19 protein-coding genes are annotated in these 22,622 nt (G+C 51.5%); 7 read left to right on the top strand and 12 right to left on the bottom strand.

Annotated features, from left to right (window positions below):
* Positions 1 to 9: 9 nt before the first annotated feature.
* The 6 genes from DFP94_RS18225 to rlmN all read right to left on the bottom strand — a co-directional run bounded on the left by DFP94_RS18225 (position 10) and on the right by rlmN (position 7,274).
* Positions 10 to 990, bottom strand: a complete 981-nt coding sequence (locus DFP94_RS18225; RefSeq protein WP_114497892.1) for a 2-hydroxyacid dehydrogenase — start codon at positions 988 to 990, stop codon at positions 10 to 12.
* A 40-nt stretch (positions 991 to 1,030) separates the two neighbouring features.
* Positions 1,031 to 1,864 (bottom strand): carbohydrate ABC transporter permease, encoded by an 834-nt coding sequence (locus DFP94_RS18220; protein WP_114497891.1) that lies wholly within the window; start codon positions 1,862 to 1,864, stop codon positions 1,031 to 1,033.
* Entirely contained in the window at positions 1,865 to 2,794 is a 930-nt protein-coding gene (locus tag DFP94_RS18215; RefSeq protein WP_114497890.1) for a carbohydrate ABC transporter permease, read from the bottom strand. It abuts the gene before it with no gap.
* A gap of 89 nt (positions 2,795 to 2,883) precedes the next feature.
* Positions 2,884 to 4,140: a sugar ABC transporter substrate-binding protein gene (locus tag DFP94_RS18210; RefSeq protein WP_181873206.1), complete on the bottom strand. Its 1,257-nt coding sequence runs from the start codon at positions 4,138 to 4,140 to the stop codon at positions 2,884 to 2,886.
* Between the two features lie 220 nt (positions 4,141 to 4,360).
* On the bottom strand, positions 4,361 to 5,395 hold the full coding sequence (locus tag DFP94_RS18205; RefSeq protein ID WP_114497888.1) for a LacI family DNA-binding transcriptional regulator: 1,035 nt from the start codon (positions 5,393 to 5,395) through the stop codon (positions 4,361 to 4,363).
* An 805-nt stretch (positions 5,396 to 6,200) separates the two neighbouring features.
* Positions 6,201 to 7,274 carry a dual-specificity RNA methyltransferase RlmN gene (gene rlmN / locus DFP94_RS18200; protein WP_114497887.1) on the bottom strand — a complete coding sequence of 358 codons (1,074 nt, stop codon included), beginning with the start codon at positions 7,272 to 7,274 and terminating at the stop codon, positions 6,201 to 6,203.
* 255 nt (positions 7,275 to 7,529) lie between these two features.
* Between rlmN and DFP94_RS18195 the strand changes: the two genes are divergently transcribed.
* Complete coding sequence (locus tag DFP94_RS18195; RefSeq protein WP_114497886.1) at positions 7,530 to 7,862, top strand: heme oxygenase; 333 nt, start codon at positions 7,530 to 7,532, stop codon at positions 7,860 to 7,862.
* 88 nt (positions 7,863 to 7,950) lie between these two features.
* Here DFP94_RS18195 and DFP94_RS18190 read toward each other — a convergent pair whose 3' ends face one another.
* From DFP94_RS18190 to DFP94_RS18180, 3 genes are all read right to left on the bottom strand, one after another.
* Positions 7,951 to 8,694, bottom strand: coding sequence for a Bax inhibitor-1/YccA family protein (locus DFP94_RS18190; RefSeq protein WP_114497885.1), 744 nt, complete (start codon positions 8,692 to 8,694; stop codon positions 7,951 to 7,953).
* Between the two features lie 55 nt (positions 8,695 to 8,749).
* Positions 8,750 to 10,009 (bottom strand): acyltransferase family protein, encoded by a 1,260-nt coding sequence (locus tag DFP94_RS18185; protein ID WP_114497884.1) that lies wholly within the window; start codon positions 10,007 to 10,009, stop codon positions 8,750 to 8,752.
* Between the two features lie 82 nt (positions 10,010 to 10,091).
* Positions 10,092 to 10,466: a winged helix-turn-helix transcriptional regulator gene (locus DFP94_RS18180; protein WP_114497883.1), complete on the bottom strand. Its 375-nt coding sequence runs from the start codon at positions 10,464 to 10,466 to the stop codon at positions 10,092 to 10,094.
* 243 nt (positions 10,467 to 10,709) lie between these two features.
* Between DFP94_RS18180 and DFP94_RS18175 the strand changes: the two genes are divergently transcribed.
* Both DFP94_RS18175 and DFP94_RS18170 read left to right on the top strand, forming a co-directional pair.
* The gene (locus DFP94_RS18175) at positions 10,710 to 11,453 is read left to right on the top strand and encodes an SDR family oxidoreductase (protein WP_114497882.1); all 744 of its coding nucleotides are present in this window, start codon (positions 10,710 to 10,712) and stop codon (positions 11,451 to 11,453) included.
* A gap of 510 nt (positions 11,454 to 11,963) precedes the next feature.
* Positions 11,964 to 12,635 carry a hypothetical protein gene (locus DFP94_RS18170; RefSeq protein ID WP_114497881.1) on the top strand — a complete coding sequence of 224 codons (672 nt, stop codon included), beginning with the start codon at positions 11,964 to 11,966 and terminating at the stop codon, positions 12,633 to 12,635.
* A 660-nt stretch (positions 12,636 to 13,295) separates the two neighbouring features.
* Here DFP94_RS18170 and DFP94_RS18165 read toward each other — a convergent pair.
* A complete protein-coding gene (locus DFP94_RS18165; protein WP_114497925.1) occupies positions 13,296 to 14,714 on the bottom strand; it encodes a hypothetical protein in 1,419 nt (472 codons plus the stop codon).
* Positions 14,715 to 14,961: 247 nt separating this feature from the next.
* On the opposite strand from DFP94_RS18165, the gene DFP94_RS18160 reads away from it, so the two are divergent.
* On the top strand, positions 14,962 to 17,091 hold the full coding sequence (locus DFP94_RS18160; protein ID WP_114497880.1) for an S-layer homology domain-containing protein: 2,130 nt from the start codon (positions 14,962 to 14,964) through the stop codon (positions 17,089 to 17,091).
* Positions 17,078 to 17,968, top strand: coding sequence for a GNAT family N-acetyltransferase (locus DFP94_RS18155; protein WP_114497879.1), 891 nt, complete (start codon positions 17,078 to 17,080; stop codon positions 17,966 to 17,968). The genes DFP94_RS18160 and DFP94_RS18155 overlap by 14 nt, the downstream gene beginning before the upstream one ends.
* Here the strand turns inward: DFP94_RS18155 and DFP94_RS18150 are convergent.
* A complete protein-coding gene (locus DFP94_RS18150) occupies positions 17,955 to 18,500 on the bottom strand; it encodes a hypothetical protein (RefSeq protein WP_114497878.1) in 546 nt (181 codons plus the stop codon). The genes DFP94_RS18155 and DFP94_RS18150 overlap by 14 nt on opposite strands.
* 12 nt (positions 18,501 to 18,512) lie before the next feature.
* Positions 18,513 to 20,027 carry a GGDEF domain-containing protein gene (locus tag DFP94_RS18145; RefSeq protein ID WP_181873204.1) on the bottom strand — a complete coding sequence of 505 codons (1,515 nt, stop codon included), beginning with the start codon at positions 20,025 to 20,027 and terminating at the stop codon, positions 18,513 to 18,515.
* 166 nt (positions 20,028 to 20,193) lie between these two features.
* Between DFP94_RS18145 and thrC the strand changes: the two genes are divergently transcribed.
* Together thrC and DFP94_RS18135 are read left to right on the top strand one after the other, a co-directional pair.
* On the top strand, positions 20,194 to 21,585 hold the full coding sequence (gene thrC / locus DFP94_RS18140; protein ID WP_114497876.1) for a threonine synthase: 1,392 nt from the start codon (positions 20,194 to 20,196) through the stop codon (positions 21,583 to 21,585).
* 411 nt (positions 21,586 to 21,996) lie between these two features.
* Positions 21,997 to 22,611, top strand: a complete 615-nt coding sequence (locus tag DFP94_RS18135) for a DNA-3-methyladenine glycosylase I (protein WP_181873203.1) — start codon at positions 21,997 to 21,999, stop codon at positions 22,609 to 22,611.
* Positions 22,612 to 22,622 lie beyond the last annotated feature (11 nt).

Below are 22,622 nucleotides of genomic sequence, written 5' to 3'. Positions count from 1 at the left end.
TATATATATTTATAAAAAATACGGCCTAAGCTCCGGCACGATATCGAGCGGCGATTGGCCGGCCAACGCGTTCACCAGATTTTTGGCCGCGGACATCGCCATATTGTTCCGGGTTTCGGCCGTGGCCGACCCGATATGCGGCAGGGTTACCACATTGTTCATCCCGAGCAACGGATGGCCCGGCGAAACCGGTTCCTGCTCATAGACATCCAGACCTGCGCCTGCGATCCATTTTTCTTCCAACGCTTTAACGAGCGCTTCTTCCCGAACCGTTTCCCCGCGGGATACATTAATAAAAATGGCATTTTGCTTCATGAGCTTGAACTGCGCCTCATCCATCAAATGCCGGGTTTCCGGCGTCAACGGGGTCAATAGAAGCACGAAGTCCGATGTACCTAGCAATTCCTCCAGTTCGCAGTAGGTCAAGCCAAGCCGCTCCTCCGCTTCCGGCTTGCGCCGACGGTTGTAATACGCTACGTCCATTTCAAAACCGAGGCTCGCCCGGCGGGCTACCGCTTCGCCGATCCGGCCCATGCCGATGATACCCAGCCGTTTATGATTCACGTCCAGCCCATACAGCTCAGTGTCCATGCTCTTTTTCCATTGTCCCGCTTTGACCAAGCGGTCGAGCTCGGTTACCCTGCGGGCGGAGGACAGGATTAAGGCCATCGCGAGGTCCGCTACCGTATCGTCCAAGACGTAGGGAGTATGAGTAGCCATGATCCCCCGCTCTTTTAAAGCTTGCAAATCCAGATTGTTGTATCCCGCCGACAAATTGGCGACAACTCTTAGCTTCGAGCCTGATGCAAGCACCTTTTCATCAATCGGCGTTCCCGTCACCAACAACCCTTCGGCATCTCCGACTTCCTCGGCCAGCTTGGCGCCGTTGATGTCTCCCGGCCCTTGCCAATAGCGGCACTCGCAATGTTGTTCCAGGAACTCTGCCGCTGGCTGAGGCAATTCCCGCGCAATGTACACCAATGGCTTCATGCTCTCACTCCTTCCAATGGCAAAAATATTGCCGTTCTTGTTAATCCTTCATGGCCCCGGCCGTAACCCCGCCGACCACATATTTCTGCATGGACACAAAGATGATGATAATCGGCAAAGCCGCCAGCGTCGCCACTGCCATCAGGTTGTTCCATTCGGTTCCATACTGCCCGATAAAGCGATACAACCCGAGCGTCAGCGGACGAACTTCATTGCTGGAGGTTAGCGTCAGGGCGAAAATGAAATCTCCCCAGCCGAACAGGAAGCAGAAGGCCCCGACCGTCATCAAGCCGGGCTTCACCAGCGGCAGGATGATTTTTGTAAACGAAGTGAACTTGTTGCAGCCATCGATCTTCGCCGCTTCCTCCAGTCCGCCCGGCAAAGCCAGGAAAAACGGACGCAGCGTAATGATCGCAAACGGTAGCGAGTGAATCAGGTCAGCGAAAATCAGCCCGGCGAAATTGTCGATCAAGTGCACTTTGGAAAACATGATATACAGCGGCATCGCCATCATGATCCCCGGCAGCATCTGGATCGACAGCACCGAGATCATGATCATCGCTTTCCCCTTAATGGAGAGCCGTGCCAAGGCATAGGCTGCCGGAATCGACAAGAGCAGCGACAGGATCATCGTTCCCGCAGCGATAATAAAGCTGTTGCCGATATAGCCGATCATGTCCTGGTTGCGGACAAAGTTGTTGATATAAGATTCGAACGTAGCCGCGACCGGCAAAATATGAGGCGGATTGTGATAAAGCTCCGTAACCGGCGTGACCGAAGTTTTGACCATCCAATACACCGGAAAAAGAAACACAATCATAATCAGAATGCCGATCAAGGTCGCACCGGCTGAACGCCATTTTGTCTTAGTCATTTAGTGGACCTCCTCTTTGCTGGACATTCTCAGGTACACGATGGAAATGACGATCAGGATCAGAAACATGATCATCGACACCGAAGCACCCTGGCTGAATTCAAGCGTCGTGAAGGACATTTGGTACGCGTAAATCGGCAGTACGGTCGAAGAGGTCACCGGTCCGCCCGAAGTCATGATGAAAATCAGGTCGAACACTTTAAATGTATTGATAATGCCCAGAATCAGCAGCACGAGAATCGTCGGGCGCATCAGCGGGAGGGTAATATGCCGGAATTGCACCAGCCGATTGGCTCCGTCCAGCTTGGCCGCTTCGTACAAATGGTCGGGCAAGCCTTGCAGACCGGACAACAGAATGATCATGTTGAACGGAATCCCGATCCAGATATTTGCTACAACTGTACCCAGCAAGGCGGTGCTTCCTTCACTCAACCAGTTTACGGGCTGATCGATGATCCCTAACGTTTGCAGAAAATAATTGATGACCCCGAAATCCCCGGACATCATCCATTGGAACACGGTACCGCTAATCACCACCGGCAGCATCCAGGCCAGCAGCATCAAAGAACGGAACAAATTACGTCCCGGAAATTTCAAATTAAAGAACAACGCGAGCGCAAAACCGATCGTAAACTGAAAAAACAAGCTCAACACGGTAAACACGACGGAATTTTGCAATGCCGTATAGAATACGGGGTCTTTCAGTGATTTAATGTAATTGGAGAAACCGATAAAATCATGTTTCCCGCTCAAGTTGTACACGTTGACGTTCTGAAAGCTCATGATTAGATTGTAAATCAGCGGAAATCCGATGAAGACAACCATAAACACTAGCGCAGGCAATACAAACAAATAACTGTTCCACGATGAAAACCATTTCGCTTTACGGGACAGCGTATAACTCCCGCTTGCTCCTGACCTGTGGGACATAACCTCTCCCCCTATTTCTGTTGGTATGTGGGATACGCAGGAGGTTCCATTCTCTTCCCTGCGCATCCCGCTGAACTATTCAAATGCTGTTATTTCTTCAGGAGCGGCTCAATTTTGTCGCCGGCCTCTTTCACGGCTTCCACCGGCGTTTTGCTTCCGGTAATTACTTGCTGAATCATGATTTGAATCGCTTCGGACATTTTCGGATATTCCGGACCATAGGCTCTTGCCTTGGCAACTTCCATCGCATCGGCAAAGACTTTCAAATCCTTGTCATCCTGCCAGAACGGGTCCTGCAGCAGGTCGGAACGGCTTGGGAGACGGCCCGCCGCCTGATCAAACGCTTTCAAACGTTCCGGCTCGTTGGCGAATTTAATAATATCGAAAGCGATATCTTTATTTTTGGAGGCGTTCGTAATCGCCCAGTTTTCCCCGCCAAGAATGGTGCCGCCTTGCTTGTTCTCCGGCAGTTGGACGACGCCCCAATTCACTTTTCCTTCTTTTTTCAGCAACGGAATCTGCCACGTACCATTGATCATCATCGCCACTTTGCCCGTCGAGAACTGCACGACCGTATCGGATTGCTTCTGGTTAATGACTTCCTTGGACATATAGCCGTTTTTCACCATATCCTGGAGTAGCGTAGCCGCCTCAATCGTACCCTCGCTGTTGAAGTTCGGGATATCGGAACCGGATTGGTACATCAACGGAAGGAACTGGAACGTGCCTTCTTCGGTTTTCACCGCGGTCATCGAAAAGCCGTACACATCTTTCGTAGTCAGTTGTTTGGCGGCTTCTTTCAGTTCCGTCCAATTCGTCGGCGGCGTCAAGCCTTTAGCTTCAAACATATCTTTGTTGTAATAGAGCGCCAGGTTGTTGCTTCCGATGGGCACGCCATAGTTCTTGCCTTCATACATGGTCGAGGACCAAGGACCTTCGTAATACTTATCCGCTTGTCCCCATTCCTTGATCGGTTCGGTCAAGTCCGCCAGAATGCCCGCAGCGGCAAAGGCCTGATGATCGGGATTGTCCAGCCAGACGATGTCCGGCATTTGATTGCCGACCGATCCGAGCAGCAATTTGTTTTTAATATCCGCAAAAGAAATATACGTGCGTTCGATTTTTACGTTCGGGTGAGCAGCCTCGTAATCGGCGATAATCTCTTTCAATGCGCCTTGGGTGGCTTCACTGGTCATCGAATCCCACCATTGAATGACAACCTTGTCTCCATCTTTGCCGGAGTTGCCCGAATTGCCGGAACCCGACTCCGTTTTAGGAGCACACGCCGATAACAATACAACCAATGCCACCATTGCTATCATGAGAGCCCTTACATTTTTAAACATGACCCTTCCCCCTACTGTGTTGTTTATTTGCATGCACTGCCGTTTTGTCCTGATGCCTTTAAAAAAACGGTAGGCAGTTATGCCGACATCAAACTTCAATCAAAATCAAATCATAGTACCAATCATAGTACCAATCATAGTACCAATCATAGTACCAATCATAAAATGATGTACGTACATCATTTTATGATAAAAAACAACGTTATTACGAATTAGCCGCTTAAATGTAATAACGCGCGTTTTCTTTGGTCACCAGTTCCAGCTTGGTGATGTTTTCTTTCAACCCGACTTTGTCGCCGGTAACAAGATGGTCGAACATTGACTTGACCGTCAGGTACCCTTGGTTCACCGGGTCTTGGCAGATCGTCGCGGTGACGATCCCTTTCTTCATATATTGATAGGTTTCTTCCGTCATATCGTGACCGATCAGGACCGGGCGATTCTCCGGCTTGAGCTCTTCCAGGTGTTTGGCGACGACGTCGAGCCGGGCGCTGGACACGTAAATACCGTCCACTTGCCGGAAATAATCGGCAAAAGCCTCGGGAAACTCATAATCCTCCTGGCTTAACTTGAGCGGGCCGATCATTTCAATGTGATCGTATTCCGCAACCACCTCGCGGAACCCCGTCACCTTTTGCTGCATCTGAAAATTGGTGTAGGACATCACGAGGCCGACCCTGGTCTTGCCTCCGAGAAACTTGCACAACGCATCCGCCGCGAGGCGGCCGGCAATCCGGTAATCGCAACCTACATAAAACAATCGCTTGCTGAGCGGCGAGTCGCTGTTGAAGGTGCAGAAGGTAATGCCTTGATCCACGCCGCGATCGATCAGATCAGCCATTTCCTGCGGGTCGTTCGGCGACAACGCAATCGCGTCATACTTTCCGGAATCGATCAATTGCTGCACAATTTTCTTTTGGAGATCCAGGTCGTATTTCTCGGAGCGGATGATATTGACATTGAGACCGTAGTCGCGGAATTCATCGATTGCAATCTGAACGCCTTTCTCAACCTGCTTCCAGAAATATTCCGGAAGTTCGGGAAACACAATCGCCATAGAGTAATCATTCATCCGCGACAAAAAGCTCGCCGATTTGTTAGGCATATAGTTCAATTCTTTGATCTTTTCCATGACCTTCTCGTAGGTTTGATGCTTCACGTTTCCCCGGTTGTTCAATACCCGGTCCAGCGTGGCAACGGAAACCCCGATTTGCTTGGCCAATTCCTTAATCGTCAATCGTCTCTCTTGTTCCATACTCTATCCTCTGCCATTCTATTTTTCTTGGCTATAAGAGATTGCTCACGGGCCGCTCTCCGTGCACGAAGTGAAATCCCGGCTCGCCCAACACCTCTTTGGTGGTTTCATAATAGCAACCCGAAGAGAATGTGTCAACGCTTTCATGATGGAATATTTAATATTTATGATGTACGTACATCATTTCACATTCGGAATGGATTGTTTTGCCTGATTTTGCTCGTCTCCCGGTTTCCAACGTGCTTAGGCAGCCTTCGGCCCCACCCATCGTTTAAGTTGCTTTGTAGCTCCAATTGCCCTTACAGGGCAGTTCCTATTTACTTGCTCAACTGTTTGGTGCTCTAAAGCCACTTCTACCGGTAGTCCGGATATTTCTGCGTACACAGGTACTATACTGCTTACTCATTCTAGCTGCTTATTACTCTAAAGTTGCACCTTCCTGGTTTTCAAGTTACTTATGCAACACAGTTAAGTTACTACGAATCATTCCATCCGCTTGGCGCTCTAAAGTAACTCCTTCCTGTGGCCCTAGATACTTTGCAGCAAACATTAACTGGAAAAGCTGCAGTTAATTTCGCCAATCCGGCTCATTTGCCCTATTTAGCTGGAAAACTACAGTTAATATCACGAGATTCGCCCATACCTGCTACATCGCGACAATTAGCTGGAGGTTTTCCAGCTAATTGTCCCGCATCCCTCGAAATCAAAAAAATAACTGTAGGTTCTACAGTTAATTGCCCCCCTGAGGCCGCAAAAAACCGCCTCGGAAAAGTGATTTTCCGAGGCAGCCTGGATCTTGTTGCGATTACGATGGCGTTTTCTCCATCCGTTTGATTTGCTTGCTTCTGAGCTGACCGCAAGCGGCGTCGATATCCGTGCCATGCTCCAGCCGGATGCTGACGCTAACGTTTTGTTTTTTGAGCATATCGTAGAAAGCCAGCACGGCTTCTTGGTCGCTCCGCTGATATTGACTGTGTTCATCGACCGGATTGTACGGAATCAGATTCACATTCACGTACGATCTGCGGTCCCCGATTAATTCGGAAAGCTCCAACGCATGCTCCCGCTGGTCATTGACCTCCCGCAGCAAAATATACTCCAGCGTGATCCGCTGGTTCGTTTTGTCCAGGTAGTAATCGATAGCCTCCATCAGCTTCTCGATCGGAATGCCGCGGTTAATCTTCATAATCCGCGTACGCAGCTCATTATTCGGCGCATGTAACGACACGGCCAGATTGACGCGAAGATTGAGATCCGCGAATTCTTGGATCTTGTCGGCCAGGCCGCTGGTCGATACGGTGATATGCCTTGGCCCGATCGCAAGCCCTTTCGCATCCATGACGGTCCGCAAAAAGCTTATCAGATGCGTGAAATTGTCAAACGGCTCGCCGATGCCCATAACCACGATGTGGCTGACCAAATCTCCTTGGCCGGCCTCGTCCAGGAATAGCTGGACTTTCATGATCTGCTCCGTAATTTCTCCGGACGTCAAGTCCCGGCTCTTCTTAAGTAGTCCGCTGGCGCAGAAGCTGCAACCGATATTGCAGCCTACCTGCGTCGTCACGCAGACCGACAAGCCAAACTTATGCCGCATTAATACGGTCTCGATCAGATTGCCGTCTTCCAGCTTAAACAAAAATTTAACGGTACCGTCAGCCGATTCCTGCTTCGTATGCACCGCCAGTGTTTGGATGGCAAAATGCTCCTCCAGCAAAGCCGCAACCTCCGGCTTTACTTCGCTCACGGCTCCAAATTCGGTTACCCGCTGGCGGTACAAGCCGTCCCACACCTGCAGGGCCCGTGATTTCTTGTGGCCGTGGTCTTCCAGCCAGGCTCCAAGCTGATCTAAGGTCAATCCATAAATGGATGGTTTATTCATGTTCCTGCCTCTTTCTTTTGGAAAACTATAAAAAGTAATAACGAAATGCCCTTTGATTTCAATCTGCTCTATTGTCCCAAATTTTTAATATGAACACAAGCAAGTAAAGAATACCAGATTATACTCATCACCGCCGGCAAACTTTCATTCCCTCCGCAAAAGCACTATACTAGTCATGAATCTGGGTATAGGCTGTACAAGCCGATATTAAGGCAATTTGGCACATTAACGTCCCATTGAAAGGAGCTGTTCATGATGATAGTAGTAACCAACCGGATCAAGGTTAAAAAAGGAATGGCCGCAGCCATGGCTCCCCGCTTTACTGCGCCGGGCCTGTTAGACTCGTCAAAAGGCATCGTTAAGGTGGAGGTGCTGCTCACCCAGAACCTGAGCGATTACGATGAACTAAACGTCAATACCTACTGGGAAACGGTAGAGGATTTTGATTCGTGGAAAAACAGCGACGCTTTCAAGGCCGCTCACCAGCGCCCCGAATCGGGTTCTGCGGAAGAAGCGAAGAAGGCATCCCCGATTCTGGGCAGCGAAATTATTACTTACGAAGTGGCTTCGGTTAAACAAATACGCTAAGGTAGAACGACATGCAAAAAGGCTGGCGGGAAGATTGCTTCCCGTCAGCCTTTACTTGTTGTTCCCTTGCGGTTGCAGGGTTATCGAATCAGTCGCGGCTTGCGATTTTGGCAAGCAACCGGACCATCTCCAGGTACAGCCATACCAGCGTAACCATTAATCCGAAGGCGCCATACCATTCCATGTATTTAGGGGCGCCCTGCTCGGCTCCGTTCTCGATGAAGTCGAAATCGAGCACCAGGTTCAGCGCGGCCACGATGACGATCACGACCGAAATACCGATGCCAAGGGGGGTGGCGTCATGAAGAAACGGCATTTGTAACCCGAACAACCGTAGAATGATGCTTATCAGATATACAAGCGCGATTCCACCGGTGGCGGCGACAACGCCAAGCTTGAAATTTTCCGTAGCTTTAATCAGTCTAGTCTTGTATGCAATTAGCAAAGCCAGGAATACGCCCATCGTCAATAAGGCGGCTTGCAGGGTGATCCCATTCAGAATCGATTCATATTGCGCGGAAATGGCACCCAGGAACATCCCTTCCGCAATGGCGTAAATCGGCACCAGATAAGGCGAAGCTTTAGGCGAAAAGCTGACAACCAGGGCCAGGATAAAGCCGATGATCGCGCCTCCGATCGCCATTGGAATTACATTGTACCCGTCAAAATAAAGCATCCAAGTACCGAACGCGCTGCCCAAAAGGATTACCAGCGTAATAAACGCTTTATTTACGGTTCCTTCAATGGTCATGGCATTCATTCCGGGGGAGTATTGCTCCGGTTTTTCAAAAGTAGTGTCTTTCAATGTAGGATTACCACTGCGACCGATCAAGAAATTACCACCTCATTCATGAATTTCTTTCATAATATCATATTTCGTCCAAGAATTATGCAGCTTTTTTCGTTTCATTCTTTAGGGTCCGTCGTGAACCCTTATACCGATGAGAACGATCCAAAATCGGCTTCTCCAGAAGAAAATACGATAATGAAGCGATTGCGTAAGAAACCGCAATGACGCCAAGCGAAAGCCAAATCCAGCGGTCCAGCGCCATGATGCCCCCGAAGTGGAAATCTTTGATCCAATACTTGACCGCTAGCGTCATTAACAGGTTATGCCAAATATAAAGACCAAATGACACCTTGGCCGTATACCGAAAAAAAGGATTGTCCATGCCTTTGCCGACCCAGCGGGAAAACGGAACCGTCATCAGGAAGCAGCCGATGAGGATCGTGAAGAACGGAAAGAAGAACGGCTGATGTTGAATGCTCAAGCTGAATTCCGGTTTATGCCGGGCCAGCCAGAGAAAGAGCGCGGCAGCGATCAAGCTGACTGCGCTAAGCACATCGAAGAGTCCGGTGGTGCGAAGCTTTGCCGTGCGCTCGGCCTTCTGAAAACGGCAAACCAGACCGGACGCTATGATGCCGATTGAAAAGTGGCCGAAGAACCCGACCGGATTGTAATTCGGCATCCAGAATTTTGCGCCGCCGATGAGGCCGTAATCCCAGCCGCGCAATTCCTCACCCGGCGTGAGAAACCGGTGAATCAACTGGTTGGCCGCAACAATCACAACCAACACGCCGACCCAGTAAAGCATTGCCGCCGGAAAAGAACGTTTTTTGCGAAACAGCTTGAACAGGCCATACATAAAAAGCGGCATAAGAATATAACTAAAAATTTCAAAGCCGATCGACCAGAACGGTCCGTTGATTTCCGAAGGAAAAAAAGTAGTGTAGTGGAATCCGGAGGTGAAGGTCAAGCCGGTTAAGGAGCGGAGCCAAAAATGCTCTGAATCAATATTTAAGGTGAGCACCAGAATCATGCAGAGGATAAAAACGAAGTAATAACCCGGCATGATTCTTGCCGCTCTACGGACGACGTACTGTTTAATGCCGGGATATTCCCCATTATAAAGGTAGCGCTTCCAAAATGGATAAGCCAGCAAGTAGCCGCTAAGCACGAAAAAGATGCTGACGCCTACATTGCCCAGAATCAGTAAGGATTGCAGTTCCTGAACCGAAGGCTTTTGCAGCGGTACTGCCATCGTTTGCGCAAGATGATGAAAAATAACGCCCAAACACGCCAAGGCCCGGAGCCCGTCGGCTCCGGCCAAATGGTTCGGCTGTTCTCTCAACGTGTGTTTCAACATAAATCCTCCTTTTGATATACTGCTGTCCATGCATCTTCTATTCCTTACTGTTCCTTGCGTTCCCCGGTAACATGCTGCGCCCTTAAACTTCTTCATCCGCAGACTGTCGTTGCCGGTGAATCACCCCCCACTCATACATCGTGTCAAAGATCGGTCCTAAAGTCTTTCCGTAGTCAGTCATTATGTATTCCACCCGAGGCGGCATTTCGGGATAAACCTCGCGCCGGATCAATCCGTCCTGCTCCAGTTCCTTAAGCTGCTGGGTCAGCACCTTTTGGGAGACGCCGGGAATCAGGCGGCGAAGCTCGTTATAACGACGCGGACCTTCCTCAAGATGCCAAAGGATGAGCATTTTCCATTTGCCTCCTATCGCCTGAATGGTGGTAGCAACATGTATATAGCAATCGATATCTTCTTCGTTGTAGGCCGGATCGTTACGCAAAATATCAGGAAACATTCAAGGGTCCTCTTCTCTCTTTGTATTTTCTTTGTATTTTCTTTGTATTTTCTTCCTATCCTATCACAGTTGATTTACTTCAACAGAGAGTAAGTTCTTCTTTTCTGAAGTGTAATTTCTTACTTTCAAGTAACTATCGGAAGTAAAAGTGCCTTCTTGCGCCAGCTTTTCAGACAAGGTAATCTAAATGCAACAAAACACCGTTCCTTATAGGTGCCTTAGTCAAAAAGGGAGATGAAATGAATGGATCCTCGTTTTACGGATAAAGTCGTCATCGTTACAGGGGCCTCCCGCGGAATCGGGCGGGCAATAGCCGAGCAGTTCGCCAATGAAGGCGCCAGGGTCGTCGTAAATTATTCAAGCAACCGCGAACAGGCTGAAGAAGTCGTCTCCGGAATCATCAATAAAGGCGGAAATGCGATAGCTGTCCGGGCCGATATCAGCCGGGTGGACGAGGTGAAGAAGCTATTCGCCGAATCCTTGGCCGCCTACGGGAAGCTTGACGTACTGGTGAACAACGCCGGAATTATGATTACAAAACCGGTCGTCGAAATAACGGAGGAGGATTTCGACAGAATGTTTGCCATCAACGTTAAGGGGACGTTTTTTGCCATTCAACAAGCGGCCCTGCATCTGCAGGCAAACGGACGCATCGTCAATTTTTCCACCTCCGTCGCCGGAGCGATGTTCCCCGCCTACAGCGTTTATGCGGGCACGAAGGGCGCGGTCGAGCAATTCACTCGCCAACTGGCCAAAGAGTTGGGCCCCAAGGGCATCACCATCAACGCCGTCGCTCCGGGACCGGTCAACACCGAACTGTTCATGCAAGGCAAGAGCGCTGCCCAAATCGAGGGCATCGCCAGCATGAATGCTTTCCGCCGCCTTGGCGAGACCGGCGACATCACCGGCACCGTCCTCTTCCTCGCGAGCGAGGAAGCCCGCTGGATCACCGGCCAGACCTTGCGCATCAATGGCGGGTTTGCGTGAAGCGGATCCAGGTTGAAGGGCTCGTGGCAGCATGTGGTTCGACCGAACGTCATGCAGCAAAGCACCGCGCGCTGGGAGCTGCGCGCGGTGCAGCCTTTGGCAGCTTCTCTCCCTCTCTCCAGTCGGACGCACCTTCCCGCTAAACTCGTTGACCGTGTCCATGCAGGGCTCCGGCAATTTTGGTCAATGTCGTTCTTGCTTGCTGGACTCCAGCAATGTTGGCCCAATTAACCGGAAAACCTACAGCTAATTTGCTCTTTTAAGGCGTTTCACAGCTATTAGATGGAAAACCTACAGTTAATTCGGCCTAAATGCGGGGATTAGCTGGGTTCGGGTTGAAATAACTGGAGGTTTTACAGTTATTTTTAATAATTTACTTATAACACCAATCCAATATAGTCACCACGCGCCATTTAGCATATACTTGGTCTAGAAGAGACGAAGAACGTCCCGTTTCACTCGGAAGAGTGAGGCGGGGCGTTTTTATTTTTCACGAGAGGATGAATAGGCATGGAATTTGAGGAAACGCACGAGATGTGGATTCAGGGGCATTTGGCGAATAGAACGGGAGAACGCCGGGGACGGCTGGAGCGAGGCCATCTTCACGCTGAAAGACTCTTTCTGCGCAATGTCTGGTGGCCGCTGCGGGGCAACTTGGAATATCTCCATCCGGAATACGAAGTATCCGATTGGCGCGGTAGGCCTTATTTTGCGGATTTTGCTTGGTTACCGGGGTATGTAAAACTAATGATCGAGATCAAAGGGTATGCCTCGCACGCACGGGATATGGACCGGCAAAAATTCAGTAACGAACTAAACCGCGAGACCTTCCTTTACGCAATGGGCTGTAACGTGATCTCCTTTGCTTATGACGATGTGGAGCAGCAGCCAGAGCTCTGCATTACTTTATTGCGGATGGCAATGAGCCGGCATCAGGCTGAACTGGCTCCGTCTAGCCGTGCTATTTTCGCCGAGAAGGAACTCATACGTCTCGCTGTTCAAATGAGCGGGCAAATTCGACCCAAAGATGTAGAACTTCATTTTGGAGTCGATCACAGAACAGCCGTCCAAATGCTGCGCAAACTGTGCGACAAAGGCTGGCTGCTCCCCTCTTTCCGCGGAACCGGCCAAAGGCTCGTCCGATACAAGCTGGCTCACAATGTTTTGGATTACTTTAATTGATGGAGGTAAGTTGGGGGATGCCGGGATAGTACGGGGTTAACGAAAATGTGGTGAGCGGGAAGGCAAGTTATTAGGATTGGACCGCTTCCCCTTCTATCAGGTAACATTAGAAAAAGAGTAGCTAATATTGCGACCTCTAGTAGTGTGAATGGGATGGTGGCGCGAGCAGAGCATTATTCTTACAAAAGTTACTTTAACTAACTGGAGAACCTACAGTTAATTTGCTTGTTTATGGCGTTTCGCGCCAATTAGATGGAAAACCTACAGGTAATTCGGCCGAAATGCGTGGATTAGCTGGGTTGGGGGCTGAAATAACTGGAGGTTTTCCAGTTATTTTTGCCCTGGGCCTCATCGATTCGAAATTAGCTGCAGGAAATCCAGTTAATTAGGGTTAGGGCAAGCAGCCAGATAGGCGGGCGGGGTGGGACGCGCTACATGAAGACGGCGAGGGACGCAGGCCCGGGACCGACGCGCTACATGAAGACGGCGGGAGCCGCAAACCCGGGGTCGACCCGCTACTCGAAGACGGAGAGGGACGCAGGCCCGAGGCCGCCCCGCTACTTGAAGACGGCGGGAGCCGCAGGCCCGACGCGACTTCCTCAAACAGCGGCGAACCAGCCTCAAACCGGCTGTTGCCATCCCTATGCCGCCGGCCATGCGTTACAGCAGAAACATGGCAACCACCGTCGTTACGCCAAGCCCGATCAGCACCGGCTTCAGGTTGCGGCGCGCCAGCTCGAACGGGCTGACGCCGCAGATGGCCGCGGCCGGGATCAGGGCCCACGGGATCAGCGTGCCGCCGCCGACCCAGATGGCGGCGATCTGCCCGAGCGCCGTCAGCGTGGCGGCGCCGGAATGCGTGGCGACCGCGAACAGCTGGGCGATCGACCCGGCGAGGGAGATGCCGGAGAAGCCGGAGCCGTCAAGGCCGGTAATCGCCCCGGTCACGACCGACGTCAAGGCGCCAACGGCGCCGTTCAGCGGGACGCTGCCCGCAAGCGCGACCCCAAGGTCATTCACGATCCCGTGCGAAGCCTCCGGGAGCACTTTGCCGAACAGGTCCGTGAAAGCCGAGTCGCCCAGATAGAAAAAGGCGGCGATCGGAATGACCGGACCGAAGACTTTAAAGCCGAAGACGAAGCCGTCGCTCAGATAGGACGTCACTTTTTCGAGTCCCTGATTGCGGTGAGCCAGCAGCGTGACCGCGATCAGAATGATCACGGCGGTTCCCCCTACAAGTGCCGTAGCGTCTCCGCCCTGCAGGTTCAGCCAGAACATGGCTGCCACGTCGGCCAGAAACAAAAACGGGATGAGGATGGCCAGTGTCCTTTTCGCGCCCGGCGAAATCACGGCTTGTTCCTCCCCTGCTGCGTTCCCGGAAGATCCCAAGGCGCCGGCTGCGCTTTTTTCAGCTACAAGCCTCTCTCTCCACGTTCCCCGCTTCATATCCCTGCGCATCATCCAAAACGCGACCACCGTGGTGACCGTTCCCATCACGATGACCAATGGAACGCTTGCCGCCATCACCTCGTTTACCGGCAGTCCCGCCGCGTCCGCCGTTAATTTCGGCGCTCCTTGAATGATATAATCGCCGGACAACGCGATTCCATGCCCGAATAGATTCATCGCCACCGCAGCCCCGAGCGCGGGGAGTCCGACGCGGAGCGCCACCGGCAAAAGCACGGCACCGATCAGCGCCACCGCCGGTGAAGGCCAGAAAAAGAAAGAGGTCACCATCATAATGAGGCCGATTCCCCAAAAGGCGACCGCCGGCGTGCGGATAAACCGGGTCAGCGGGGCGACCATCGTTTCATTAATTCCCGTAATGATTAGAACCCGGCTCATGGCAACAATGATCGAAATGATCATGATCGTCCCTATGAGTTCTTTGGTGGCATAAATAAAAGAGTCAAATATCCCCGAAACCGAGCCGCCAAGGGTCTCTGTCGCAAGCAGGCCAAGCAAGAAGATGCCCGCCACGCAAATCATCGTCGTATCGCGCCGCTTGATCAACAGCGCCAGAATGAACACAATAAACGCCAAATAAACATAATGGATAGCCGTAAGCTGAATTCCCATCTCCAAACCACGCCCTTCCTGCTTCCAAAGTGGTGCTATATGCTATGCATGGGCCTGGGCATCGGTTCGGAACCGATCCGGAATAAAGATCAAATTTAAATATATTATTTTTGAAAAAAGTTAATTACAAAAATATAGCAATCCTTTATGCTAATAGGGAGTAAATTTCCTTAGTAGATTCAATAGACTTCATAATAAATAGACAACAGCTAAGGGTATCAATTTAGCCAAGGGGGCCATCGTACGGATGAACAACAAAATCTTATTTAAAGTCATGACTACAGCAGCACTTCTTAGCACTCTTGCCTTCCCCGTATCTGCGGCAACGGAACTGAACGACATTAACGGGTCTTACGCAAAAGACGCCATCAACGAGCTGTTGCAAGCCGGTATTATCAACGGAAAAGGCGACGGCAAGTTCGATCCGACGGGGAAAATCTCGCGTCAGGATTTAGCCATCATTCTGGCTAAATCTTTGAATCTCGAAACGCAATCCGCTCCGGCAACGGCTACCTTCACCGACGTACCGGCCACCCATTACTCCTATCAATTTGTAGAAGCCGCGGCCAAGGCCGGCTTAATCAAAGGGCAGGGAGACGGTAAGTTTGGCACAGGCCAAAATCTATCCCGCCAGGATATGGCGGTTCTTTTCGTACGTGCACTGGGCGTTGACGCCGCGGGGAAAGGGACCGATCTTAAATTCTCCGATGCCGGACAAATTGCCGACTACGCCAAAGACGCCGTCGCAGCGGCCTTGGAACTAGGGCTGATTTCAGGCAACACGAACGGAACGTTTAACCCTGCCGGAAATGCGGAGAGACAGGCCGTCGCTCTGGTAGCCTCCAAATTCATCAAAAAAGCCGAGGAGTTAAAAAATGAAGCCTCTCCTCCTGCGGAAAATCCGGATAAGGAAAGCGGGACAACGCAACCGCAAACGCCGGCAACGACAACACCTCCAGCGAATCCGGGGAGTACCGGCAGCAGTAGCAGCAGCGGCGGGGGGACCACCAACCCGGGCACCGATCCCGATTACAGCGAACTGGCTGCTCCTTCGCTGGCTTTTTCCGATTCCAAAACCCTTGCCTTCACGTATAGCGAAACCCTCGATACGACCCACGTTCCCACGACGGACGACATCCGGATCACAAGCAAGGACGGAGACCAATCGTTCCCCCTTTCCATTCGAAGTATTGCCATTGAAGGCAAGTCTGTCTTTGTGAAGCTGGAACGCACCCAAGCTTTGGATACGGAAGTGGAGGCGTCTTACCAGCCTCTGGATTCCGGCCGTGCGATTCGCAGTGCATCCGGCAAGCTGTCCCCTGTATTTTCAAACAAACAGGTGGTTTACCGGACGGATGACCCTCTGGCCTTGTTAAGCAAAGTTATTGATGAGGCACAGGGTCTTCTGAGCTCGGCCGAGGGGAATAGCGGGAACACCACCGGAAAATACTCTCCTTTTGCGGTCGAATCCCTGAGCGGCGCCGTCATCACCGCCGTTGAGGTACAGCACGATACCCTGGCGACGAAAGAGCGAATCAAGGAAGCGATCCATTCGTTGAACCAGGCCCTTGATGAGTTCAAAGGCTCGATGATCCAACCTTTGGAGATCAGCCAGGTGGCCGGGGAATTCTTGCTGAAGCCGGGCACCGCAACAAAAATTGTGCCTGCCGAGGGAAATAACACATATACGAAACAAAGCCTGAAAAACTTGATCCGGGTTCAACGAAACGGGGAAGATCAGCTCTTTACCACGGTGAACAACAGTGAAGCTGTTTCGTTAGGCTTGGTGACGAACGGCGAGGTAATTGGGAGTATCGAAGTACGTTCATCTGACGAGCAATGGGTCACCGTAAACAACTTGGGAAGTGAGGGCCTTTCCGTTTCCGCAAACGCTTCTGCAACCGAACAATCGGGGGCCGATCTGATCTTTACCGTAAGGGAAGCCGGAACGATTGCTAAAGAGGTCATTATCCCGGTAAGATTCGATGCCCAAAAACCGACCGTGACCAGTGCCACTTACGATAGCGGGGTCATGACTGTCACCCTGGACGAGCCTTTGTACAATATCGGATATGAAGCCCCTTTACCGGGAAGTATCAGAGTTAATTATTTGCTTACCGGAGATCCGGCTCACCCCATTCCGTTAGATCTTACGGACTTCACCATTGCGCATAGAAACGGAGAAGATACTATCGTGATTGCCCTCACGGACGAGGGTATGATGAAATTCCCGCCGTTCCCGCTCCCCGTTCCGGTGCCGGCATTCCAAATCGTTTTCAATCAAATGGGGGACTTTGTGGGAAATAAGCCGGAGCCTGTGAACATCCCGATCCCGTTCTCAAACCCCGTCCCGCTTCCTCCCTATGAACAAGATTGAGGTCCGTTCCTATCGGGGGGCATTGCCTCAGGCTTATAGCGCCCTGATACCGAAGGAGCTCCTGCCTCTCGTGCAGGAGCTCCCTCCGTCTTTTGCAGCGCTGGGAGCGAGCCTGGGCGACCAGCCCGTCGGATTGGTCGTGGCCAGCGTGCATACGGACGGCCCCTCAGCCGCGAAAGCGGCGAATTTGCGCGCCGTCGTCATTGACGCACGCTATCGTCGCCAAGGCATCGGCAGCCGGCTGCTCGGCATGCTGGAGCCGCTGCTGCGGGAGAACGGGGCAGCCGAGATCAGGGCGGAGTATGTCGGCCCAGCGGAACCATGCGCCGTGGAGACCGCCTTCTTGCGCAGCTGCGGCTTTACGGCATCGACGCCTGCCATTCACGTCTGGAGCGGCCCGTTGCGGAAGATCCTTGAGGATCTCCCGCGGATCGGTCGGCTATCATTTCCGGCCGATTTTTCCTTCGGCCCGCTGTCCGGGCTCAGCTCCGGCGAACGTGTCGCGATTACCCGGGGAAAAGGCGACTGGTATCCGCCGATCCTCGACCCTTTTGCGGAAGAGGAATGCATTGATCCCGAGCACAGCTTGATTTTGCGGTATCGGGATGTACCCGTGGGATGGATCATTCTGGAGAGGTTTGACGAACGCACCGTACTCTTCAAGAGCATGTTCGTGCGGGAGAAGCATCAGCGTCTTGCCCGTGCCATAGCGCTCGGGGCTGAAGCCAGCCGCCGGATCATCGCGGAGGGCAAGCTTACGGAAAGCATTTTTTTCGTGGAGGCGGATAATGAAGACATGGTCCGGTTCATGAACCGGCAAATCGATCACCCTTCGATTCATAAAGAGATTTTGTGGAGAACGGTCAAAGCGCTTTGACCGTTCTTTGCTCTGGATCGGCGGCTCCTGCAGGTTTGCGTCGTTTGCGGCCGACTTGAATTTGCTGATAGACCTCTTCGTTAATTTCTTTTAACGTAGCCGGGTGGATCAATTTGCAGGTGCTCATGTTCCGGTAGTCGGATTCGTTGATTTTCCCCTGCTTCAATATCTGGTCCAGCGCGGGGAGGCGAAAATCCTTGATCGGCAAATACGCGAGCAGGATCTTTTCTTTTTCCGACTTAATATACATTTTAAGCCCGGATAACCGGGGGAAAATCAAAGACTTGTAATCCAGCTTGATGACCAGATTATCCCGGCTCGCATTCCGGATCGAAGGAATGTTGGTGGGCAGGGAAATGAAATAAACAATTTGCTCAAAAGAATAATCCATATTCGGAATTTCCAGATGAAAGGTACGGCTTAGTTTACGGGCCCTGGATTTTAATTCCCGGCCATAAAAAAAGCGGCCGCTCGCCAGAACCATCAAGATGAATAACAACACGATGATAAATGATGCAAATCCGGTCATCATCCTTCAGCCCTCCTAGCATACCACTCGATTTTTGCCTGACTCTTTTGCCTGATAGAGTGCCTGGTCCGCAGTATCCACGAGCTCCATCGGGGTCAAAGAAGGCATCTTGCGGGATGAAGCCACGCCCAGGCTCACCGTCAGGCGGCCGGCCGGCTGTTGATCTCCGCCGGGGAATGAAGTATTCTCCACCCGGTTCCGTATAAGCTCCGCCACCAGCACAGCCTCTTTCTCCTCCGTATCGGGAAGAAGAATCACAAACTCCTCGCCCCCAAATCGAAAAGCCTGGTCGTGCTTTCGGATCGAGCCGCGGATCACGTCGGCCAATTGAATCAATACTTCGTTCCCGAGCAAATGGCCGTTAGTATCATTGAAATGCTTGAAAAAGTCGATATCCAAAAGAATGAGCGCGATCGGCGGTTCGCCGGAAACCGGCCAGTGCTGGGTGAGCAAGGACTGAAAAGCCCGGTGATTATGTAGTCCTGTCAATCCGTCCTTAAGGGCCATGTCCTCCACCTTCATATACAGTCGGGATTGGTGGATCGCAATGGCGGCCTGGTTGGCCAGCGGCAATACGCTGTCGATACCATTCGCCGTGATCGGCTTTCTATTGACCGGGTTGTCGATCAGAAGCACTCCGACCTTGATCCCTTGGCTTACCAGCGGAAACACGGCCAGCTCGCTCATATTGAATTCCCGGCCCAGCATTTGCAGTACCCGATCCCGTTCATCGGCCCTGATTCCCTGAAGATGCCGCGGGGTGTCTCCTTCCAGCACTTCCGCCAGGAAGTTGGGCTCGTCCAACGGGATCTCGATTTTCTTGACCCGTTCATTCAGCTTTAAATCCGATGATGATTTCTCTTTTTCCTTAATTTCTATCAATTCCATGAGCTTGTATTTATGCTTGGTAATTCTGTCCCAGATCGCGTAGCCTTCCTCGGAGGTCATCGGCCCGGTTCCCATGATGCCGTGCAGCTTTGTACCCTGCTCGTTCATCAGCATGACGACTGCCCGGTTAAAGCCAAGGCCGTGCCCCGCCGTCACCGAAGTCAAAATCGTTTGCAGCAGTTTATCCAAATTAAACGTTTGCTGCATGGATAAACTGACTTCCTTAAACACGTTCAATTGCCGCGAATTTTCCGTAAGCTTGCCAAGCCAGTCCTCGCTTTCGCTTTGCAAATGCCCGATATGCCTGATAAGCATATAGATGCCCGCCGTAAACAAGAGGTACGTTAGCCCGACCGATAAATCGCTTACACGACATTGCGCATATAAAATCAACCAAGCCGCGCCGATCCCGATGATGCCTCCCCTTAGCCCAAAACTCAACACCGAGACGCCTATAAAAAGAAGCAACATCCAATTCGTATGCTGAAAATCAAACAGATACCCCTGGACTTCCACCAGCACCAGGGAAGATATAATTAGGATCCATCTATTCAGGGTAGCATTCAGTTTAAAACGAAAAACGTTGGCCAAAACCGCTGTCATAATCGTTAGAAAAAAAACCAGACTATACTTTGCAATCATCGGCAATCTCTCCTGATTCCAAGACAACTTAGTTAGTTCGACCCAATTCCATTGTACCACCATCGCTTATAGCATCAAGCCGAAATAAAAATGACGCAAACCTGTTGGGAAAGCGGTCATTTTTTGTTACAATGGTTGAAAATCGTTGAATGCAAAGGGGATCATTATGGAATACATCAGCACTAGGGGGAAAGTAGCGGGCATCGGCTTTATCGACGCAGTCCTGATGGGACTGGGCGACGACGGCGGTCTGCTCGTTCCGAAGCATATCCCGCACGTATCGGATGACACGCTGGCACAGTGGCAAAAGCTCTCCTACCCGGAGCTGGCCCTTGAAATTTTCGCATTGTATACGGACGGGGAAATCCCGCGCGAGGATTTGAAGCAACTCGTGGACGACAGCTACAAAACGTTCCGCGATAAGGACGTTACTCCGCTGCGCCGGATCAAGGACGGTCTTCATGTACTGGAATTGTTCCACGGACCGACGTTCGCTTTTAAAGATATCGCGCTGCAATTTCTGGGGAACCTGTACTCGTACATCTCCCATGAAAAGAATTCCATCATCCACATTCTCGGTGCCACCTCCGGCGATACCGGGGCTTCCGCCATTGAGGGAGTACGGGGCAAGAAAGGAATTAAAATTTGCATTCTGCATCCGAACGGCAAGGTCAGCAAAGTACAGGAGCTGCAGATGACGACGGTGGATGACGCCAACGTACTGAACCTGTCGGTCGAAGGCAACTTCGATGACTGCCAGCGGATTATCAAGGAATTGTTCGCCGACGTAGCATTCAAGCAGGAATATCACCTGCGGGCGATTAACTCGATCAACTTCGCGCGGATTCTCGCGCAGACCGTATATTACTTCTACGCCTACTTCCAGCTTGCGAACTCGGGCACGGGTGCAGGGACCGTTAACTTTAGCGTGCCTACCGGCAACTTCGGGGACATTTTTGCGGGCTTTCTGGCCAAAAAAATGGGGCTGCCCGTCGGCAAACTCATTCTCGCCACCAACGAGAACAACATTCTGGAACGCTTCGTGAACGAAGGCGTCTACCAGCCGGGTGAATTCCATATGACGTACAGCCCGTCGATGGACATCCAGGTCGCGAGCAATTTCGAGCGTTACTTGTACTACCTGCAAGGGGAAGATGCAACAGCCGTCTCCGCCCTCATGGAAGGATTCCGGCAGAAAGGCCGGATTACCGTATCCGGCGAGACGCTCGAGCAAGTGCAGCGCGATTTTGCCGCGGCGAGCGTGGAGAATGACGACTGTCTCGCTACGATCGGTCAGGTGCACGATGATTTTGGCTACCTGCTGGACCCGCACACCGCTTGCGGCGTAGCCGCGGCGGACCGGTTCACCGCAAAAAGCGAAGTCACCGTGGCTTTGGCGACGGCTCATCCGGCCAAGTTCAACGAGGCGATCGAGCTGATTCAAATCGAGCAGACGTTCCCGGCGCAGATTCAAGCTTTGTTCGACAAGCCGCAGCATCAAAAGCTTGTCGACGGCTCGAACAGCGCCGTGAAGGCGGAGTTGCTGAAGTTTTTCTAATTGCGCACAAGCAAAGGCTGGCCCTGATCATCTCTTGATGACCGTGGGGCCAGCCTTTTTAATTAACTGGAAAAACTCCAGCTATTTTGATGCTTGCGCCCATGATTTGCGAATTAACTGGATAACCTACAGATAATTTTCAGGTTTAAGACCACTTCGGCCTTTTGGGAGCGAATTAACTGCAGGTTTTACAGTTAATCCTGACCACAAGGCCGGTAACGAAAAAATAACTGTATGAAATCCAGTTATCCAGTTATTTTCTTGCAGACGGCGTGGAGCCGATGGTGGCAGCCCTGCCGTGCGGAAGCAACGGAGAGAACACCGGAAGAGCCGCCCAGAGGGAGGCCGAAGAGCTATTTACGAGTATCGGCTCCCCGATAACTATGCTTTTTTCCCGAATTGAGATAAAATATGATTACAAATCATGCAAACAAACGTTCGAGAAGGAGTGTTTTCACCGTGAATCCTACCCGTTGCGCCTGGGTCAATACCGACCCGCTATACATCGCCTACCATGATGAGGAATGGGGCAAGCCGCTTTACGATGACCAAAAGCTGTTTGAATTGCTCATGCTTGAAGGGATGCAAGCGGGACTCAGCTGGTATACCATTCTGAAGAAACGCGAAAGTTTTAGGGAAGCCTTCGATCAATTCGACCCTCGAAAGATTGTCTTATACGGACCGGACAAGGTCGAGGAATTGATGCAAAATCCTGGAATCGTCCGGAATCGTTTGAAAATCCAGGCGGTCATCACCAATGCGCAAATTTACTTGGATATCGCCAAGGATAGCGGCAGCTTTGCGAAATACCTATGGGGCTTTGTAGACGGCAAGCCCATCGTTAACCATTGGGAGAGCATCGCCAGCGTCCCCGCTTCCACCCCTCTCTCCGATGCCATGAGCAAAGTCCTGAAGAAGAAGGGCATGAAATTCGTCGGCTCCACGATTCTCTATGCCTTCATGCAAGCGTCCGGCATGGTGAACGATCACACGCTCGATTGCTTTTGCAGAAGCGGTAAAGCATAACTTCGCGGTTA

This window comes from Fontibacillus phaseoli, assembly GCF_003337355.1.
GTDB lineage: Bacteria > Bacillota > Bacilli > Paenibacillales > Paenibacillaceae > Fontibacillus > Fontibacillus phaseoli.
The sequence above is the reverse complement of the archived record's forward strand: the minus strand, read 5'-3'. Positions and strand labels throughout refer to the sequence as shown.

Excerpts from the sequence above, each read along its gene's own strand:
- DFP94_RS18160 (WP_114497880.1), top strand. The coding sequence starts at position 14,962 with ATGAACAACAAAATCTTATTTAAAGTCATGACTACAGCAGCACTTCTT.
- thrC (WP_114497876.1), top strand. The coding sequence starts at position 20,194 with ATGGAATACATCAGCACTAGGGGGAAAGTAGCGGGCATCGGCTTTATC.
- DFP94_RS18185 (WP_114497884.1), bottom strand. The coding sequence starts at position 10,009 with ATGTTGAAACACACGTTGAGAGAACAGCCGAACCATTTGGCCGGAGCC.
- DFP94_RS18135 (WP_181873203.1), top strand. The coding sequence starts at position 21,997 with ATGATTACAAATCATGCAAACAAACGTTCGAGAAGGAGTGTTTTCACC.
- DFP94_RS18225 (WP_114497892.1), bottom strand. The coding sequence starts at position 990 with ATGAAGCCATTGGTGTACATTGCGCGGGAATTGCCTCAGCCAGCGGCA.
- rlmN (WP_114497887.1), bottom strand. The coding sequence starts at position 7,274 with ATGAATAAACCATCCATTTATGGATTGACCTTAGATCAGCTTGGAGCC.
- DFP94_RS18155 (WP_114497879.1), top strand. The coding sequence starts at position 17,078 with ATGAACAAGATTGAGGTCCGTTCCTATCGGGGGGCATTGCCTCAGGCT.
- DFP94_RS18145 (WP_181873204.1), bottom strand. The coding sequence starts at position 20,027 with ATGATTGCAAAGTATAGTCTGGTTTTTTTTCTAACGATTATGACAGCG.
- DFP94_RS18195 (WP_114497886.1), top strand. The coding sequence starts at position 7,530 with ATGATAGTAGTAACCAACCGGATCAAGGTTAAAAAAGGAATGGCCGCA.
- DFP94_RS18165 (WP_114497925.1), bottom strand. The coding sequence starts at position 14,714 with ATGGGAATTCAGCTTACGGCTATCCATTATGTTTATTTGGCGTTTATT.
- DFP94_RS18210 (WP_181873206.1), bottom strand. The coding sequence starts at position 4,140 with ATGTTTAAAAATGTAAGGGCTCTCATGATAGCAATGGTGGCATTGGTT.
- DFP94_RS18170 (WP_114497881.1), top strand. The coding sequence starts at position 11,964 with ATGGAATTTGAGGAAACGCACGAGATGTGGATTCAGGGGCATTTGGCG.
- DFP94_RS18180 (WP_114497883.1), bottom strand. The coding sequence starts at position 10,466 with ATGTTTCCTGATATTTTGCGTAACGATCCGGCCTACAACGAAGAAGAT.
- DFP94_RS18220 (WP_114497891.1), bottom strand. The coding sequence starts at position 1,864 with ATGACTAAGACAAAATGGCGTTCAGCCGGTGCGACCTTGATCGGCATT.
- DFP94_RS18215 (WP_114497890.1), bottom strand. The coding sequence starts at position 2,794 with ATGTCCCACAGGTCAGGAGCAAGCGGGAGTTATACGCTGTCCCGTAAA.
- DFP94_RS18150 (WP_114497878.1), bottom strand. The coding sequence starts at position 18,500 with ATGATGACCGGATTTGCATCATTTATCATCGTGTTGTTATTCATCTTG.
- DFP94_RS18175 (WP_114497882.1), top strand. The coding sequence starts at position 10,710 with ATGGATCCTCGTTTTACGGATAAAGTCGTCATCGTTACAGGGGCCTCC.
- DFP94_RS18205 (WP_114497888.1), bottom strand. The coding sequence starts at position 5,395 with ATGGAACAAGAGAGACGATTGACGATTAAGGAATTGGCCAAGCAAATC.